Origin of the sequence: Burkholderia sp. Bp8991, from assembly GCF_003853795.1 — a bacterium.
In the GTDB taxonomy this organism is placed as follows: domain Bacteria; phylum Pseudomonadota; class Gammaproteobacteria; order Burkholderiales; family Burkholderiaceae; genus Burkholderia.
The window spans coordinates 74,999-91,074 of sequence record NZ_QTQJ01000011.1 but is presented as its reverse complement, the minus strand read 5'-3'; the positions used below and the strand labels follow the sequence as shown (position 1 = coordinate 91,074).

The following is a 16,076-nucleotide window of genomic DNA, read 5'->3' as shown; positions in this document are numbered from 1 at the left end:
ACGGCGGCACGAACGGGACCCTCTCCCCAAGCCAACGTCCTGAAAATGCATCGTCCGAACCGTCGATCCGCCGAACGCATCGATCGATGCCATTCAAAAACGACTCGGATTTGTCGCATCAAATTTCGGTCAAGTCCGAAAATGTGATGTCGGGCGACCCAACATGTACGAAATGGTTCACGCGATGAGGACGCCCCTGCGAGCCTTTGGCATGATCGGAAATCCCTTCTTTTCAGGTGTTTTCCGAGACGATCACGGGTGCCGGCGCGACCTCGTTCCGGCCGCGTTCGCGATCGTCGCCGTGCGTCATGTCGCCGAGCCCCCTTCAATCCCTTCGTCGCTATCAGAGCATTTCGGTGTTCGGCGGCGGAATCGTCGTTACCATCCTTGTCCTGATCGCCTGCGGTCTCGGGATGGTGTCGATCGTCTCGGGCTATGTCGAAGGGGCGCGGCGCAACTACCTGAACGGCCTGGAGCAGACGCTCAACGAAATCCAGGTAAGCGAAACGTCGTTCCGTAACGGCGTCGCGAACGCGCAACTGATCTGGCAGGAGGCCAGCGATGCGCCGGCGGCGATCGTCGACGGATTCTTCATCGATGACCAACGCATCGAGACCCGGCCGTATCCGTCGCTCATCGTCGGTGTGCCGGCGCAAACCGGCAACCGGGCCGAAGTCGCGCGCTATCTGTCGCTGTCGATGCTGCTGTCGCGCATCTGCGCAGCCAGTTCGATCAATCGCGGGCGCACGCTCGAGGGCTACCACTACAGTACGCGCACGGGTGTGTTCGCGCTGATTCCCCACCGGGACCGCGACGATCCGGCGCTGGTTTCGCCGGAAAGCCGCGCAAGTGTGCTGGATGCGCTGCGCGTCGATTTCGAGCATCCGTATTCGGACATCGCCGACAAGCGTCCGCATGTGCGCTGGCTGGAGCCGTTTATCGATCCCGTGTCGGGCCAGTCACGCATCCGGATTGCTGCCGAGGCGCGCGACAACGGCACGCCGTTCGCCGTGCTCGTCACCGAATATCCGCCCGAGTACCTGCTTTCATGGCTGGCCGACTATCGCCCGGAAGGCACGTTCTATGTCAAGACGGCCGATGGCCGGCTTGTCACGATCGATCCGTCGGTGCGCGATACCGGTCGCATGGAAAGCCTGTCGAAGCTGAATCCGCGGTGGAGCGATGCGTCGTCGCCGGGCGCGCCCGTGTTCCGCGACGGTTTCCTGTTGTTTCACGGCAAGCTGGAATCGACGGGCTGGACACTTGCCTATGCGCTGTCGTGGACCGACATCGCGGCCGGCGTCGCGCGTCCGGCCGGCACGCTCGGCGTCGCGACGCTGCTCGCACTGGTGGTCATGTGGGGCCTGCTGCTGCGCTTTCATCGGCGCGAATTCGTACCGCTCTACGCGCGCTCGCAGCGCGTGTTCGACAGCGAAGCACTGTGCCGCAGCGTGATCGAGATGGCGCCGATCGGGCTCGGGCTGATCGCGCGCGACGACGGGCGCTTCATGCTCGTGAGCCCTGCGCTGACCGACATGGTCGCGCGCATCGGCGGTGACTATCACGCGCTGTCGAGCCAAGTGGCAGATGCATGGCAGGCGCACGGCGATGCAGGCGGCGTGCTGCACGACGACCTGATGCTGGGCGGCGTGGAAGCCGCGCATCTGCACCTCGAATTCATTGCGTGCGGCGCACGCTATCAGGACACGGACGTGCTGATTGCCGCGGTCGCGGACATGACCGCCAAGCGGCAACTCGTGCAGCAACTGGAAGAGGCCGTGCGCGCGGCCGATTCCGCCAACGCGGCGAAATCGTCGTTTCTCGCGGCGATGAGCCACGAGATCCGTACGCCGCTGAACGTGATTCTCGGCAACCTCGAACTGCTCGAGCGCTCGGCGCTCGACGCGACCCAGCATGATCGCGTTCATACGTTGCGCACCTCGGCGACGAGCCTGCTTGCGCTCGTCAGCGACATTCTCGATTTCTCGAAGATCGAGGCCGGTGCGATGTCGGTCGAATCGATCGAGTTCGACGTGATCGCGACGGTCGAGCGCGAGTTGAACGCGTTCGCGACGATCGCGAAGGCGAAACGGGTGCAGTTGTTCTGCGAGATCCACGCGAGCAGCACGCAACGGATGCGCGGCGATCCGACCCGGTTCGCGCAAGTGCTCCGCAACCTGCTGAGCAACGCGCTCAAGTTTACCGATGCAGGCCGCGTAACCGTGCGCGTCGCGGTCGTTGCCGAAGGGCACGATACGCCGGAACTGTCGGTCGAGGTCGAGGATACCGGTATCGGCATCGCCGCTGAACATCGCCGCAAGCTGTTCAACGCATTCTCGCAGGTCGACACGTCGATCACGCGGCGTTACGGCGGCACGGGGCTCGGGCTTGCGTTGTGCGACAGGCTTGTCGCCGCGATGGGCGGCCGCATCGAAGTGGCGAGCGAACCGGGCGTCGGCAGCCGTTTCACGGTGCATCTGCCGCTCGGCGTTGGCGTCGTCGCACTCGATCGGCCGCGCACGGCTCACCGACAAGAGCTGACGCTGATCGCCGCCCATCCCGGATGGCGTGATTTCGCGTTGCCGCATCTGCGCGCATGGGGGTTCGACGTCAGCGTGTACGACAGCCCGTCGAGTCTGCCGGCCGGCATTGCACGACACGGCGCGGTCGTGCTGTTCGGCGATTCCGACGCCTGGTCGTACGAGGATCTGGCCAGCCTGGGCGATTGCGCGCCGCTGATACTGGCGATACCCGACGGCCCGCTCGAACCTTATCGCGCCGGCGGCACGGTACGCATATCGAGCTATTCGCTCCGCGGCTTGCGCGCCGCGTTGGCGCTCGGCGCCGCAACGGGCGACAAAGGCACGATCGATACCGGATCGGGCGACGACCCTTGGCATGATGATTCTCCCGTTGCCGTTCGCGCCCTTGCGCAACTGGCGGAACAGCACGGGGCCGGGCGAAGACAGCCGGACGGCCAGCGCGATCGCGAGCAGCAGCGGCGCCGTGCCGACCAGCACCGCCGCCGCAAACAACCGATCGAAAATCGCTTTCTGAAGCAGCGCGCGGGGCGACAGCGGAGAGGCGACCAGGTTGATCGCCGGCGCACCCACCAGATCGACCATCGCGCCGTCGAACATCGCGAGCTGGCTGACGTCGGGTACGAGGCGGACGTCGACGAGGTCGTGCCGGAATGTATCGAGCACGCGAACGATGGCGCTGGTTTCAGTGATCGGCAGCGCGATCCAGACTTCCGGAATCGCATGCGCCCGCACGTGCGCGGCGAACGCGTCGAGCGTGGAAAAGGCTTCGATGCCGTTCGCGCCGGGTTGTGCGGAGCGGTCCGGATCGAGCACGGCTGCCGCGCGATAGCGCGCCGACGGCGATTGCGCGATCCGTTCGAGCACGGCGACGCAATGTGCACCGCCGCCGACGATCGCGACTGGCCTGATGCGTTCGCCCACGTGGACGATCCGTTCGAGTGTCGCGCATACGGCGAGCCGAAACGCGACGAGTGCGATGCCGCTTGCCGCCGCCCAGAGCAGGAATCCGCTCGGCGGCACCGGCAACGCGCCGCGCATCGCGAACATGACGATTGCCGAGCCGGCGAGCGCGAGCAGCCATGCCGAGACGGTAAGGAATACGATGCGACCGGTCGCGCGATCGCGCGGTATGCGCGCCACGCCGAACGCCGGGAACAGGATCATCGCGAACACCGCCGTGCTCGCGACGATCGCCACGTTGTCGGACGGATCGATGCCGTCGCGGGGAGAAAACCAGGCTGCCGCCGCGGCGCCGAGCGCGATCAGCGTGATGTCGACGATGCGCGTGAGGAACCCATGGATCGCCGACGGAGCGGCGGCGCGTTGCTGTTCGAGTGCCGTATGCATATACCTTCGCTACCGATGTATTCGATGCGGCGTCCGTCGCCTCGCGCAGGACGCAACGAGCCGTACCGCGCCGGGATAAATCCGGGCGGTGCCGTTGCTTCCGTTTCACGGGAGTGGTTGACGAGGGGAAGGGACGCTGCCTGCCTTAGAGGTCGATCGCGTGCATCGCATTGGCCGGATTCTTGATACGGACGGGTCCGTGCCGGGGAGGGCGATGCGTTGGATTCGACTCAACCCATGGCAATTTTGGGTAACCTGGGATGCGATTTAAATGGGACGAGTATTAAACGCGGTCGTCATCAATTGATACACGTACTAATGCGATGCGAGGGAGTTTTCGCGATGCGTGTGTTGCGAACGACCGGGCATCGATCGCAGGGGTTGTCGATGCCATGTTTGCTCGAGCACGACGGCATGGTCGATGCATGGACGATATGCGGTGCCGCGATGGGCCTACATGCTTGACGGGCGGGGGGATGTGTCGCGAGCGCTTCGGCGTCTTCGAATGACGGACGACGTGATTTGCCGTCGAGATGGCCGGCGATTTTCGCGGAGGAGGGTTTGAATCAGGACAGCAAATCGTGAAAATGACGGGGGGCGAGGCCGTCATCGATCGCGTTGAACGCGGGCACGGGTGTCCCGGCCGGTGCGGGCGGGACGGCGATCCTGCATACACCCGCGCTCATTGGCGAGATGCATGTGCGTGCCGCGCATCGAGGCGCGGCATCATTGCCCCGTCTGTCGCTCAGCCCTTCGCGACGACGTCGATGCGCAGCGCGTCGCCGCCGGCGGCGATCCCGAGCAGGCGATCGACGTTCGGGTGTGCGCCGGGGCGGTTGCGCGCATCGGCGGTGTGCTCGGCGAACACGGCCAGGCCATGCTCGGCAGCCTTCGCGTCAAGCGTGCCGAACGCCTGCTTCAGGTAGTGGTACACAGCGAGCGAACCCTGTTTGCCGGGCTGGTTCTCGATGGTGGCGACCACGTCGCCGTTCGCGCCGACGAGATCGATGCGTGCGATGCCGTCGATGGCCGGCAATTGCGCGAGGTTGTCCTTGAATACTGGGGTAGCTTGAATCACTGAAAACACTCCGTCGGTTCGGTCATGGGCCAATGAGGGTGGCCGGCCGTATCTTATCCGATCGGCTGTGGCGTACCGGCCGGCGCGGCCGGCGCGGCCGCGTCGCGCGAGCGCTCGATGTCGGGGCTGCGATACGCGCGCTCGGGAATCTCGGCGAGCCGCGACGCGTGTACCTGATGCGGCGCGAGTCCATAGAACTTCTGGAAGCTCATGATCAGCGGCGACCATTTGTCGGGATCGATGCGGTCCGGATGGCCGTCCATCAGCAGGTCGGGATGCACGTGCACGCGCTGGATGCGCAGCTCGAACAGCGTGATCTTGCCGCGCAGGTCGGGTGTTTCGTCTGCGAGGCCGTGCGCGGCCGCGACGACCGCTTCCAGGTGAACCGGGCATTCGAGCGCGCGCGGCGGCGACACGGTTTGCGATGCCGCCTCGGTAAGCCCGGCCGTGCCGAACTTGTCGGGTTCGTAAACATAACCCTTGGCCCGTTTCCCGTCGGGCACCGGACAGGTGCCTGTCGTGCGCGCGATCCGGTCGACCGCGTGCGCCTGCGCCGGCGACGGCAGGTTCAGCACGCATTCGCCGGTGTGCAGCAGGTTGCGGGTGGTCTGCGAGCTGGCGGCGATGCCGATCACGCCGCGCCAGCCGAGCCAGAACGCGGACGAGATCGGCGCAAGATTTGCTGTGCCGTCCTCGTTCAGCGTGCTGATCAGCACGACGGGCGTGCCGAAATAGAGGATGTTCGGTTCGGTGACGCGATGCGGAGCGTTCATGGTCGAGGCCTTCGTTTCGTTGAGGGGTCAGTCCGCATGCTGATCCCGTCGCGGCCGCGCGGCGCTCCGATTCTTGTCGTGTCATCAGCAGGGGCGGCGGCGCGATGGAGGAACGGGAATTGCGCGTCATGCGCAGGCGGCGGGCGGAAGGCTTCGGCCGTTGCGACGGCCGGTTTCAGCATCCGCGCGCCGGCATCCCGCCGGCTTTTCCGCTACAGTAGGACATCGCCGATCGCACCCGCCGACCCGGCGCGATCACGTTTCAGAATTGCACATGAGGGCGCCGATGCACACCCCGCAACGCTATTCCGAAGAAGCGCCCACGCGCGCGGAAGTCGACGCACTCGCCGGCGCGACCGTCATCGAATTCGGCGCGAACTGGTGCGGGATCTGCGCGGGCGCGCAACCTGCGATCGTGGCGTCGTTCGCGGCGCACCCCGCCGTGCGCCACCTGAAGATCGAGGACGGCCCGGGCCGCCCGCTCGGCCGTTCGTTCCGCGTGAAGCTGTGGCCGACCCTGGTGTTCCTGCGCGACGGCGTCGAGGTCGCACGCGTCGTGCGCCCCGCCGATGCACGGCAGATCGAAGCCGACGGCTTCGCCGCGCTGGCCTGAAGGCATCGCCATGCAACAGGCCATCACGCACATCGCCGTCGACACGCGCGGCAGCGGCCTCGTCGAATTCACGCCGCAGGTGCGCGCGTTCGTCGACCAGCAGTCGATCCGCACGGGCCTGCTCACCGTGTTCTGCCGCCATACGTCCGCCTCGCTGCTGATCCAGGAGAACGCGGATCCGTCCGTGCAGCGCGATCTCGAACGCTACTTCGCGACGCTCGCGCCCGAGGACGACACGCGTTACGAGCACGACACCGAAGGCGCCGACGACATGCCCGCCCATTTGCGTACGGCACTCACGCAGGTGCAGCTGTCGATTCCGGTCGAGCACGGTCGCATGGTGCTCGGCACCTGGCAGGGCATCTATCTGTTCGAGCATCGTCGCGCCCCGCATCGTCGCGATATCGTGCTGCATCTGATCAGCGAGTAGGCGCGGAACCGCGCCACGGGCGGTCAGAGGGTCCGCCCGTCACGCGTCGCGGCCACGCTCAGCCGAGCAGCTTCTCGACGAGCGCGCCAAGTTCGCGCAGGTGAACAGGCTTCGGCAGGAATTCGTCGAACACCCGCTGGTTCTCGCGCAGCGCGGCCGATTCATATGCGCTGACACCGACAATGGACGGAAACTTTCCGTCGTCGTCCGGTTGCGCGACCATCCGGATGCGGTGCGCGACTTCGAAGCCGCTCAGGTCGGGCAACTCGAGATCGAGCACGACGAGGTCGTAATGCGTGTCGCCGAAACGGGCGACGCCTTCCTGGCCGGTGCCGCACAGATCGGCGTCGAGGCCGAGCGCCGACAGCATCGCGCCGAGCGTTTCGCGCGCGTTGTCGTTGTCGTCGACCACGAGCGCGCGGCGGTTGCGGTGCGCGGCGGCGGCCGGCCACGCCGGCGCGTCGCCGGCCGTTTCGCCGGCATCCGGCACCTCGGCAGGCAGCGTCACGACGAACTCGCTGCCCTCGCCGACGACGCTGCGCACGTCCACGTGGCCGCGCAGCGTCGTCACGATCTCGCGCACGACGGCGAGCCCCATCCCGATGCCGTCCACATGCAGGCCGACCGCGTCGTTCGCGCGGTAGAACGGCTCGAAGATCTTCGACAGGTGCTGCTTCGCGATGCCGGCGCCCGTGTCCCGCACGACGAGTTTCAGTTGCCGCCCGGCCGGCGCGTCGACGAGCGCGATCGACACGTCGATCGATCCGTCGACCGTGTACTTCACCGAATTCTCGATCAGGTTCGACAACACCTGACGCAACAGCTTGCGATCGGAGCGGATCGCGAGGTCGCGAGGCTCGACGCGCTGTGCGACGGCGATCCGCTTGGCCGCGATCTTCTCGCGCAGCGGATCGAGCACCTCGGCGAGCAGCGACGCCATGTCGACCGTTTCGGTTTCGGCGAGGCGCTTGGTCGAGCGCAGCTTGATGTAGTCGGTCAGATCCTTGACCAGCGCTTCGAGCGACGACGCGGAATTTTGCAGCCGCCGGATCGTCTTCAGGTTCGCGTCGGATTGCGGCCGCGCGAGCAGGATCTCGATCGATCCGCAGATCGCCTGCAGCGGGGTGCGCAGTTCATGGCTGACCATCCCGAGGAACGCGTTCTTCGCCTCGATCATCTCGAAGGCGCGATCCGATGCCTTGCGCTCCGCATCGAGCGCCGCGTCCTGTCGTTCGAGCAGGTCTTCGCGCGTGCGCATCGTATAGAACAGCAGCAGGAACAGCGCGCACAGGATCACGCCGAGGATGATGCCGAGCGACAGGATCGCCCGCTGCTTTTCCTTCAGCTGATGGAACGTGAAGTCGCGCTGCGCCATCTCGATCGCGCGGAAGTAGTTCGCGAGGCCGTTGACCTTCGGCCAGTACGCGTTGACGTCGTCGATCACGTGTGGCGCATCGTTCCGCGCATCGCGCAGCAGCGGCACGTCGTGCTTCAGGCGCGCCATGAATGCGCCGAGCACCGCAATTTCGGCACGCGCGCGCGGGATGCGCAGCCAGTATTCGGACACTTCGGACGGCCGCTGCAGGAACCCGAACGACACCGACAGGCTGTCGAGCTGCATCTGAACGTGGTCGAAGTCGTCGTCCACGTGCGTCGAGTAGAGGATCAGTTGCCGGTCGAAGCGCGCATACGCGTTCCGGTATTGCGCGGCGGTCCAGAACACGCCTTCGCGCGGCCCCTCGAGCACACCCTCGTTGACCGACGTCGCGAGCAGGTCCCACAGCAGGAATGCCCACGCGGCGAATCCCAGGATCCACAGCGATCCCAGGACCAGGATGATTTTTCTGTTCTTCCACCGCCCGCGCATCATGCCGCGCGCTTACTTCACGGTCAGGCCGATGATCTGCCACGCGAACTTGGCTTCGCCGAGCGGCGTCTTCAGCTCGTCGGGGTACTGGTCGCGCGGATACATGATCCACAGCGGGCCGTAGTTGTCGTTGCCGAGCACCTTGCCGTTCATCGTGCGCGCGAGGATCACGCCGTACTTGTCGGCATCGGACACGGGGATCGTGAACGTGTATTCGTCGATGCAGCGGAACTCGATCTGCGTGCCGTGCGCGTCGACGGTCTTCAGCACGTCGGACAGGCGCGGGCCGGTGAAGGTCGCCTTCGGCGTCCAGCTCGTCGACGTGACGATCGTGTGCTGCGGCAGCGCCATCAGCGCCTGCTCGGTAAAGACGAACACCGTCTTGCCGGGCTGGTTGCTGCGGCCGATCTTGCCGTCGACGGTGAACGTGAACGACGTGGCCCAGCTCGCGGCGGCGATGCCGAGCAGGCCGGCGGTGAGCAGGCTCTTGATCCAGATGGTTGAAATTCGCATGTCGGTCCCTTCGTTCGTGTGCGCGTGGTGATGGGTTTTCGGGGGGGCTCTCAATTCGCGGCGGCGACCGCGGCCGGCGCCGGCTGCGTGAGCTTCAGTTCGCGGGCGACTTCGGCGAACAGGATCGGCAGGCGCACCGGCTTCTCCTCGCAGCGCGCGTTGTAGTGCGACACGATGTGCGCGATTTCGTCCTCGCTCGCCTCGCCGGTGGAGATCTTGCCGGTCAGCAGGAAGATCGGCGCGCCGCCGTTTTCGCTCGACCGGATGCCGCGCACGAGCTCGGCCGCGGTCTCGTCGCCGAGCATCCAGTCGAGGATGTAGGCGTCGAAATCCTCGAGCTCCAGCGCCTTGCGGAACGACGCGCCGTCGTAATACGGAATCGCGTTCACGCCTTTTTCGAGGAAGTATTCGCATACGGTTTCGGCGACGTCCTGCGAATCGTCGACCACCGCGATCCGCGCCGCGTAGACGGTCGGCTGGCTCGAGCGCAGTTCGATCACGTCGACCGGATAGAGGCGGCCTTCGCGCGCGTGCTGGCGTTCGGTGACGATCCATTCTCCCTGCCACTGCAGCGCGACGAAATCCGTGTCGATCTGGCTGCTGGCCTTCGCCGAGATCGCCGCACGGCAGCGAAAGCGGCGCGACTCGATCACGAGCGTCGCATCGATCATCTCGGCGGCGGCCGGTTGCGTGCCCTTGTCGTCGAGCAGGATCGCGGGCGGCACGCCGAAGTGCGTCGCGATGTCCTGCAACTGCGACAGGTTCCACGGGATCAGGCCTTTCATCTTGCGCGTGACGACCGAGAAACTGAGGCCGAGCACGTTCGCGATCGTGGTGTTGTGACTGCGCGGCGGAATGCCGTTGCGCGTCAGCAGATCGTGCACCTTGGTGGCGGTGATGAGATCGACGTTGGCCTGCTCGCTATTGGGCATCTCGATGGGGTCTCCTGGGTTTGAGCGACGAAGAGCATATTCAAAAGTGACGCAATACGCAAACTTTGAAAATGCGAATCACCTTGACATGCCATTTTTCTCCATTATTATTGCTCACCGCGTCACTATTGTTTGTCGCGTCAGGTTTGGGGGCCAGTGTCGACACATTCGGCCCGGCGAAACGCGGCAGCCAGCGCGTGACTGAACGATTCGAAGAGAGCCACAGAGAGCCTGAGAGAGCCTTGGACTGCGTGTCGGCGTGGGTGAATTGTATTCGCCTCGCCGCGCGCAAGCCGGGTACGCGCCCGCGCGGGCGGGATAGCGCGAAGCAGTGCGGCGCAAATAAAACATGAGGAAAGTGGAAACGGTTCGCCGTTTGCCGGCGCCGCGGCTGCTGCTGTCGGCCGCGTGCGCGCAGGGGCCGTCCGTCATTGGCAGCACGATGTCGTGGATCCACGTGAAGGACCAGACGCAGTCGTCGACCTTCACGTACCGGTCGGTCGCGATTCAGCTCGGATCGAGGCGGCTTTCCAGTGGGAATCGACAGGAGGCGGCCCACCCGCGAGGCAGTGCCGACCTCACGCAGCCTCGCCGGTCTGCTGCGTCGCCAGATCAGCCTTCCCGAAAAATCCCGCTATACGCGCTCAATGCCGGTACCCCGCCAAGGTGCGCATACAGCACCTTCGACCCTGGCTCGAATTCCCCGCGCCGCACCTTGTCGATCATTCCGTGCATCGATTTCCCTTCATAGACGGGATCGGTCAGCACGCCTTCCAGTCGCGCACACAGACGAATCGCGTCCAGCGTGCCATCGTTCGGCAGTCCGTATTCCGGCCCGGCATAGCGCGTGTCGAGCACGATGTCCTTCTCTTCGATATCGTGCCCCAGGCCGACCAGTTCGGCCGTATGCCGCGCGATGCGCGTGATCTGTTCGCGCGTCTGCTCCGGCTTCGCCGACGCATCGATGCCGATCACGCGATCCGCGCGCCCGTCGGCCGCGAAGCCGACGACCATCCCCGCCTGCGTGCTGCCCGTGACCGAGCAGACCACGATGTAATCGAACTTGAAGCCAAGCTGTGCTTCCTGCTCGCGCACTTCTTCCGCGAAGCCGACGAACCCGAGTCCGCCGAGCGGATGCTCGGAACACCCGGCCGGAATCGGATACGGCTTGCCGCCCGCCTGCCGCACGCTCTCCATCGCTTCTTCCCAGCTGCGGCGAATGCCGATGTCGAAACCGTCGGCGACGAGCCGCACATCGGCGCCCATCATTCGTGACAGCTGGATGTTTCCGACGCGGTCGTACACCGGATCCTCGTAGTTGACCCAGTGCTCCTGCACGAGCACGCACTTCATCCCGAGATGCGCGGCGACGGCCGCGACCTGGCGTGTCTGGTTCGACTGCACGCCGCCGATCGACACGAGCGTGTCGGCGCCTTGCGCAAGCGCGTCGGGGATCAGGTATTCGAGCTTGCGCGTCTTGTTGCCGCCGAACGCGAGGCCGCTGTTGCAGTCCTCGCGCTTCGCGTACAGCTCGACCTTGCCGCCGAGATGCGCGCTCAGGCGCTTGAGCGGCTGGATCGGCGTCGGGCCGAACGTGAGCGGATAACGGGGGAAACGTTGCAGGTTCATCGACAGTCTCCGAAAGACGGTGGGCAGGAAATCGGATCGGTCGCGTGCGGCCGGTGCGCCGTGTCCCGATGCAAAGATGATAGGCAGGACGCCGAGAAATGAGCTTGCGAAATAAATGATGAACGCCTACGTTATCGATGTATAAAAGCAGAGGCAGATAATTTTGGTTCGCAGAATCAATCGGAGACGCAATGAAATTAGATCGCAGCAGCGCCGCCCCCGCCGATGCCGCGCCGGCGCTCGATCGCATCGACCGCGCGATCCTGCGGCAGCTGCAGCAGGACGCGTCGATCTCGAACGTGAGCCTCGCCGCGAAGGTGAAGCTGAGCGCGCCGGCATGCCTGCGGCGCGTCGAGCGGCTGAAGGAGATGGGGTTGATCCGCGGCATCGTCGCGTTGCTCGATCCGAAGCCGCTCGGTGCCGGGATGCTGGTCGTGATCGGCTTCGTGCTCGATCGTTCGACGCCGGAGGCGTTCGCCGAATTCGAGAAGGCCGCGCAGAAGGTGTCAGGGTGCGTCGAGTGCCACGTGGTGACCGGCGAATTCGACTACTTCATGCTGGTCCGCACGCGCGACAACGAGAGCTTCAATCGCTTGCACGCCGAACAGCTGCTGTACCTGCCCGGCGTGCGGCAGGTGCGCTCGTTCATGGTGCTCAAGGAGATTCTGTCGACGCATGCGCTGCCGGTTTAGTGCAGCGGGATGTGGATGGCGTACTCACTTCGCTTCGACTCCTATCGCTTGCGCTGTCTGGGGTCGATGCCGTTTTGCTCGAGTAGCTTTCGCAGTCGTGCGTTATCGCCCCACAACGTTGCGAACGCGATCACTATCATCAGGGTGGGAAACCATTCGCCGGTCGCGGCGATGATGGTCCATCCTACGGCGGTGCAAATCAGCGCCGTGACGATGAGGAGCAAATGATCCACAATCCACTTCATCGTGTACTCCGGATTGCAGTGTTTGCCTTCAACCCGAGATAGCTATGCGGCCGGGCGCGAGAACTTCAGGATGCCGCAGGATTTGCGCCATGATCAATGGATGAACCGCAAGGCGATGGCGCGCGCCCCATTGCGCAACCGCCAAGGACAGGTCGGTTCCCCGTTTGCCGATGCCGCATGCCGATGCAGCATCTGTCGCGACCATCAGGCTACCAATGACCGCGCCCAGATAGACGCTGCCGAGGATCGCCCCAACGACGGTTGCTACTTCGAGTTTCGTGGTCGCGCCAAACAATTCCGCGACCGTCGCATCCGGACCCAGTGTCTTGAGCGCGCCCATCATCGTGCTGACACTCGCCACCGCGGTTTGCAGGGTCGCAAACGGCGTTGTGGGAACGGGCATATGCAGCGCGGTCATGTTTGCTTGAAACGCTTCGGAAAAGCTCGAACATCTCGGTGTTGGCACGGGCTATTCTCCTGACGAATGGACTTATTCTACCTATTCGTCTTCGCCCGCCATCTCGAAAATGGGCGCTACATGGCGCGCTCAGCGTTGCCACGGCGCCGCGCCCGGCTGCTGCCGCACCGTCTTGCCGAGCCGTTCGCGCGCAGTATCCAGCGCCGCCGCATCGAGTTCCCCGTCATCAGCCAGCGCCTTCAGCGCGGCGAGCACGATGCTCGCGCGATCGACTTCGAAGAACGCGCGCAGCGCGTCGCGCGTGTCGCTGCGGCCGAACCCGTCGGTGCCGAGCGTCACGTAGCGGCGCGGCACGTACGCGCGGATCAGTTCGGGCACCGCACGCACGTAATCGGTCGCGGCGATTACCGGGCCCTGCGTTCCATCAAGCATCCGCGTGACATACGACGATGCCGATCCGTCGCCGAGCCGAGACAGCCGTTCGGCTTCCATCCCGTCGCGCTGCAACTCGCTGAAACTCGTGACGCTCCACACGGCTGCATCGATATTCCAGTCGTCCTTCAGCATCCGCTGCGCGGCGAGCACCTCGCCGAGAATCGCGCCCGCGCCGAACAACTGCACGCGCGCGGTCGCGTTCACTGCGGACGGCAGCCGATGCATGCCCTTCAGGATGCCTTCGCGTCGTGCGGCCGGATCGTCGTCGGGCATCGACGGCTGCGCATAGTTCTCGTTCATGACGGTCACGTAATAGAACACGTCACGCTGCTGTTCGACCATCTCGCGCATGCCGGCATCGATGATCGTTGCGACTTCGTACGCGAACGCCGGGTCGTACGCGCGGCAGTTCGGAATCGTCGACGCCGTGAGATGGCTGCTGCCGTCCTGATGCTGCAACCCTTCGCCGCCGAGCGTCGTGCGCCCGGACGTCGCGCCGACGAGGAAGCCGCGCGAGCGCTGGTCGGCGGCGGCCCAGATCAGGTCGCCGATGCGCTGGAAACCGAACATCGAGTAGTAGATGTAGAACGGCAGCATCGGCAGGTCGTGCACGCTGTACGCGGTCGCGGCGGCGATCCACGACGACACCGCGCCGGCTTCCGAAATCCCTTCCTCGAGGATCTGGCCGCGCGTGTCCTCGCGGTAGTAGAGCATCGAGCCGAGATCCTCCGGTTCGTAGCGCTGTCCGAGCGGCGAGTAGATGCCGACCTGCCGGAACAGGCTCGCCATGCCGAACGTGCGCGCCTCGTCGGCCACGATCGGCACGACGCGCGGACCGATGTCGCGATCCTTGATCAACGCGGCGAGCATCCGCACGAGCGCCATCGTCGTCGACATCTCGCGGCCGGCCGCCTCCAGCGCGAACGCACCCCAGGCCGGCATCGAAGGGACGGTCAGCCCCTTCGATGCCGCCATCCGCCTTCTGGGCAGATAGCCTCCCAGGGCAGCCCGGCGGGCGTGCAGGTAACGCATTTCCGGGCTGTCTTCCGCTGGTTTGTAAAACTTCAACTGCTCGACGTCGTGGTCCGACAGCGGCAACCGGAAACGGTCGCGGAACGCCTTCAGGTCATCGACGTCGAGCTTCTTCTGCTGGTGAGTGGTCATCCGCCCCTGGCCGGCCGCGCCCATTCCATAACCCTTCATCGTTTTCGCGAGGATCACGGTCGGCTGGCCGCGATGGGCGAGCGCGCGCGCATACGCGGCGTGCAGCTTGCGCGCATCGTGGCCGCCGCGGCGCAGGCGGTCGATTTCCGCGTCGGTGAGCTGGGCGGCGAGCGCTTCGAGCGCCGGGTCGCCGCTGAAGAAGCGCGCACGGTTGTACGCGCCGTCGTTCGCGGAGAAGGTCTGGAACTGGCCGTCGACGGTGTCGGCGAACGCGCGCGCGAGGGCGCCCGCGTGATCGCGCGCGAACAGCGGATCCCAGTCGGAGCCCCACAGCACCTTGATCGTGTTCCAGCCGGCGCCGGCGAACAGCGCTTCGAGCTCGTCGATCACGCGGCCGTTGCCGCGCACCGGGCCGTCGAGCCGCTGCAGGTTGCAGTTGATCACGAACACGAGGTTGTCGAGCCCTTCGCGCGCGGCGAGCGACAGCGCGCCGAGCGATTCGGGCTCGTCCATCTCGCCGTCGCCGAAGAAGCCCCACACGGTGCGGCCGGCGGTGTTCGCGAGCCCGCGATGCTGCAGGTAGCGCATGAAGCGCGCCTGGTAGATCGCGTTGATCGGGCCGATGCCCATCGAGCCGGTCGGGAACTGCCAGAAATCCGGCATCAGCCACGGATGCGGATACGAACACAGCCCGGGCCCGGCGATTTCACGGCGGTAGTGCTTCAGGTGATCTTCGGTGAGGAAGCCTTCGAGATAGGCGCGCGCATACACGCCCGGCGACGAATGCGGCTGGAAGTACACGAGGTCGCCGCCCGGGCCGCTTTCATGGCCTGCGTCGGCCGGCGCCGCGCGGAAGAAGTGGTTGAAGCCGACCTCGAACAGGTCCGACGCCGACGCGTAGCTCGCGATGTGGCCGCCGAGTTCGCCGTATGCCCGGTTCGCGCGCACGACCATCGCGAGCGCGTTCCAGCGCAGCGCGGCGGACAGCCGTTCCTCGAGCTCGGCGTCGCCCGGATACGGCGTCTGCTCGTGCGCGGCGATCGTGTTCAGGTACGGCGTGACGGGGCCGCGCGGCGCCGCGAGCCCGCGGGTGTGCGCATGCGCGGCGAGCCGGCCGAGCAGGTACTGCGCGCGTTCCTTGCCGACGTGCGCGACGACGGCGTCGAGCGCTTCCAGCCATTCGGCGGTTTCTTCCGGGTCGGCGTCGGCGTGAGCCGCGCCCGCGCGCCGTGTGGCGTCGATTCCGTTCGACAGGTCCGTCATCGCAGGTCTCCCCGCGCGCCGGTTCGGAGCGGCGCGCAATCAGTGGCAATCGGTCGGATCATGCTACCCGCCGATCCGCAAAATATGCGTCTGATTTCATTGGGATTTCGCTCACGGATAGTGTAAATATTCCG

At 65.5% G+C, this 16,076-nt stretch carries 12 protein-coding genes and 2 pseudogenes; 4 read left to right on the top strand and 10 right to left on the bottom strand.

Translation table 11 applies throughout. The features are described 5' to 3' along the window. Nucleotides 1-308 precede the first annotated feature (308 nt). A pseudogene (locus DIE02_RS15100) lies at nt 309-2,909 on the top strand (sensor histidine kinase); the annotation flags it as partial. A 63-nt stretch (nt 2,910-2,972) separates the two neighbouring features. Here DIE02_RS15100 and DIE02_RS35990 read toward each other — a convergent pair. The 3 genes and pseudogenes from DIE02_RS35990 to DIE02_RS15085 form a co-directional block, all read right to left on the bottom strand. Then, nucleotides 2,973-3,707: pseudogene (locus tag DIE02_RS35990) on the bottom strand (undecaprenyl-phosphate glucose phosphotransferase); the annotation flags it as partial. Between the two features lie 928 nt (nt 3,708-4,635). Next, entirely contained in the window at nt 4,636-4,968 is a 333-nt protein-coding gene (locus tag DIE02_RS15090; protein ID WP_124529298.1) for a DUF2322 family protein, read from the bottom strand. 53 nt (nt 4,969-5,021) lie between these two features. Further along, a complete protein-coding gene (locus tag DIE02_RS15085) occupies nt 5,022-5,741 on the bottom strand; it encodes a flavin reductase family protein (RefSeq protein WP_124529296.1) in 720 nt (239 codons plus the stop codon). 286 nt (nt 5,742-6,027) lie between these two features. On the opposite strand from DIE02_RS15085, the gene DIE02_RS15080 reads away from it, so the two are divergent. Next, nucleotides 6,028-6,354: a thioredoxin family protein gene (locus DIE02_RS15080; RefSeq protein ID WP_124487063.1), complete on the top strand. Its 327-nt coding sequence runs from the start codon at nt 6,028-6,030 to the stop codon at nt 6,352-6,354. A 10-nt stretch (nt 6,355-6,364) separates the two neighbouring features. Continuing rightward, entirely contained in the window at nt 6,365-6,784 is a 420-nt protein-coding gene (locus DIE02_RS15075; protein ID WP_124529294.1) for a secondary thiamine-phosphate synthase enzyme YjbQ, read from the top strand. Between the two features lie 58 nt (nt 6,785-6,842). Here DIE02_RS15075 and atsR read toward each other — a convergent pair whose 3' ends face one another. The 4 genes from atsR to DIE02_RS15055 form a co-directional block, all read right to left on the bottom strand. Continuing rightward, nucleotides 6,843-8,654 carry a hybrid sensor histidine kinase/response regulator AtsR gene (gene atsR, locus DIE02_RS15070; protein WP_124529292.1) on the bottom strand — a complete coding sequence of 604 codons (1,812 nt, stop codon included), beginning with the start codon at nt 8,652-8,654 and terminating at the stop codon, nt 6,843-6,845. Between the two features lie 9 nt (nt 8,655-8,663). Beyond that, on the bottom strand, nt 8,664-9,164 hold the full coding sequence (locus tag DIE02_RS15065; protein WP_124529289.1) for a molybdopterin-dependent oxidoreductase: 501 nt from the start codon (nt 9,162-9,164) through the stop codon (nt 8,664-8,666). A 50-nt stretch (nt 9,165-9,214) separates the two neighbouring features. Beyond that, complete coding sequence (locus tag DIE02_RS15060; protein WP_124487059.1) at nt 9,215-10,096, bottom strand: helix-turn-helix domain-containing protein; 882 nt, start codon at nt 10,094-10,096, stop codon at nt 9,215-9,217. Between the two features lie 612 nt (nt 10,097-10,708). After that, nucleotides 10,709-11,725 (bottom strand): 1-aminocyclopropane-1-carboxylate deaminase, encoded by a 1,017-nt coding sequence (locus tag DIE02_RS15055; RefSeq protein WP_124529287.1) that lies wholly within the window; start codon nt 11,723-11,725, stop codon nt 10,709-10,711. Between the two features lie 191 nt (nt 11,726-11,916). Here DIE02_RS15055 and DIE02_RS15050 point away from each other — a divergent pair, with 191 nt between their 5' ends. Then, nucleotides 11,917-12,417, top strand: a complete 501-nt coding sequence (locus DIE02_RS15050) for an Lrp/AsnC family transcriptional regulator (protein ID WP_124487057.1) — start codon at nt 11,917-11,919, stop codon at nt 12,415-12,417. A gap of 41 nt (nt 12,418-12,458) precedes the next feature. Here the strand turns inward: DIE02_RS15050 and DIE02_RS15045 are convergent, their stop codons facing one another. The 3 genes from DIE02_RS15045 to mdeB all read right to left on the bottom strand — a co-directional run bounded on the left by DIE02_RS15045 (nt 12,459) and on the right by mdeB (nt 15,942). Beyond that, nucleotides 12,459-12,662, bottom strand: a complete 204-nt coding sequence (locus tag DIE02_RS15045) for a hypothetical protein (protein WP_124487056.1) — start codon at nt 12,660-12,662, stop codon at nt 12,459-12,461. A 28-nt stretch (nt 12,663-12,690) separates the two neighbouring features. After that, the gene (locus tag DIE02_RS15040) at nt 12,691-13,080 is read right to left on the bottom strand and encodes a hypothetical protein (protein ID WP_124529286.1); all 390 of its coding nucleotides are present in this window, start codon (nt 13,078-13,080) and stop codon (nt 12,691-12,693) included. Between the two features lie 129 nt (nt 13,081-13,209). Further along, nucleotides 13,210-15,942, bottom strand: coding sequence for an alpha-ketoglutarate dehydrogenase (mdeB, locus tag DIE02_RS15035; protein WP_124529284.1), 2,733 nt, complete (start codon nt 15,940-15,942; stop codon nt 13,210-13,212). Between the last annotated feature and the right edge of the window lie 134 nt (nt 15,943-16,076).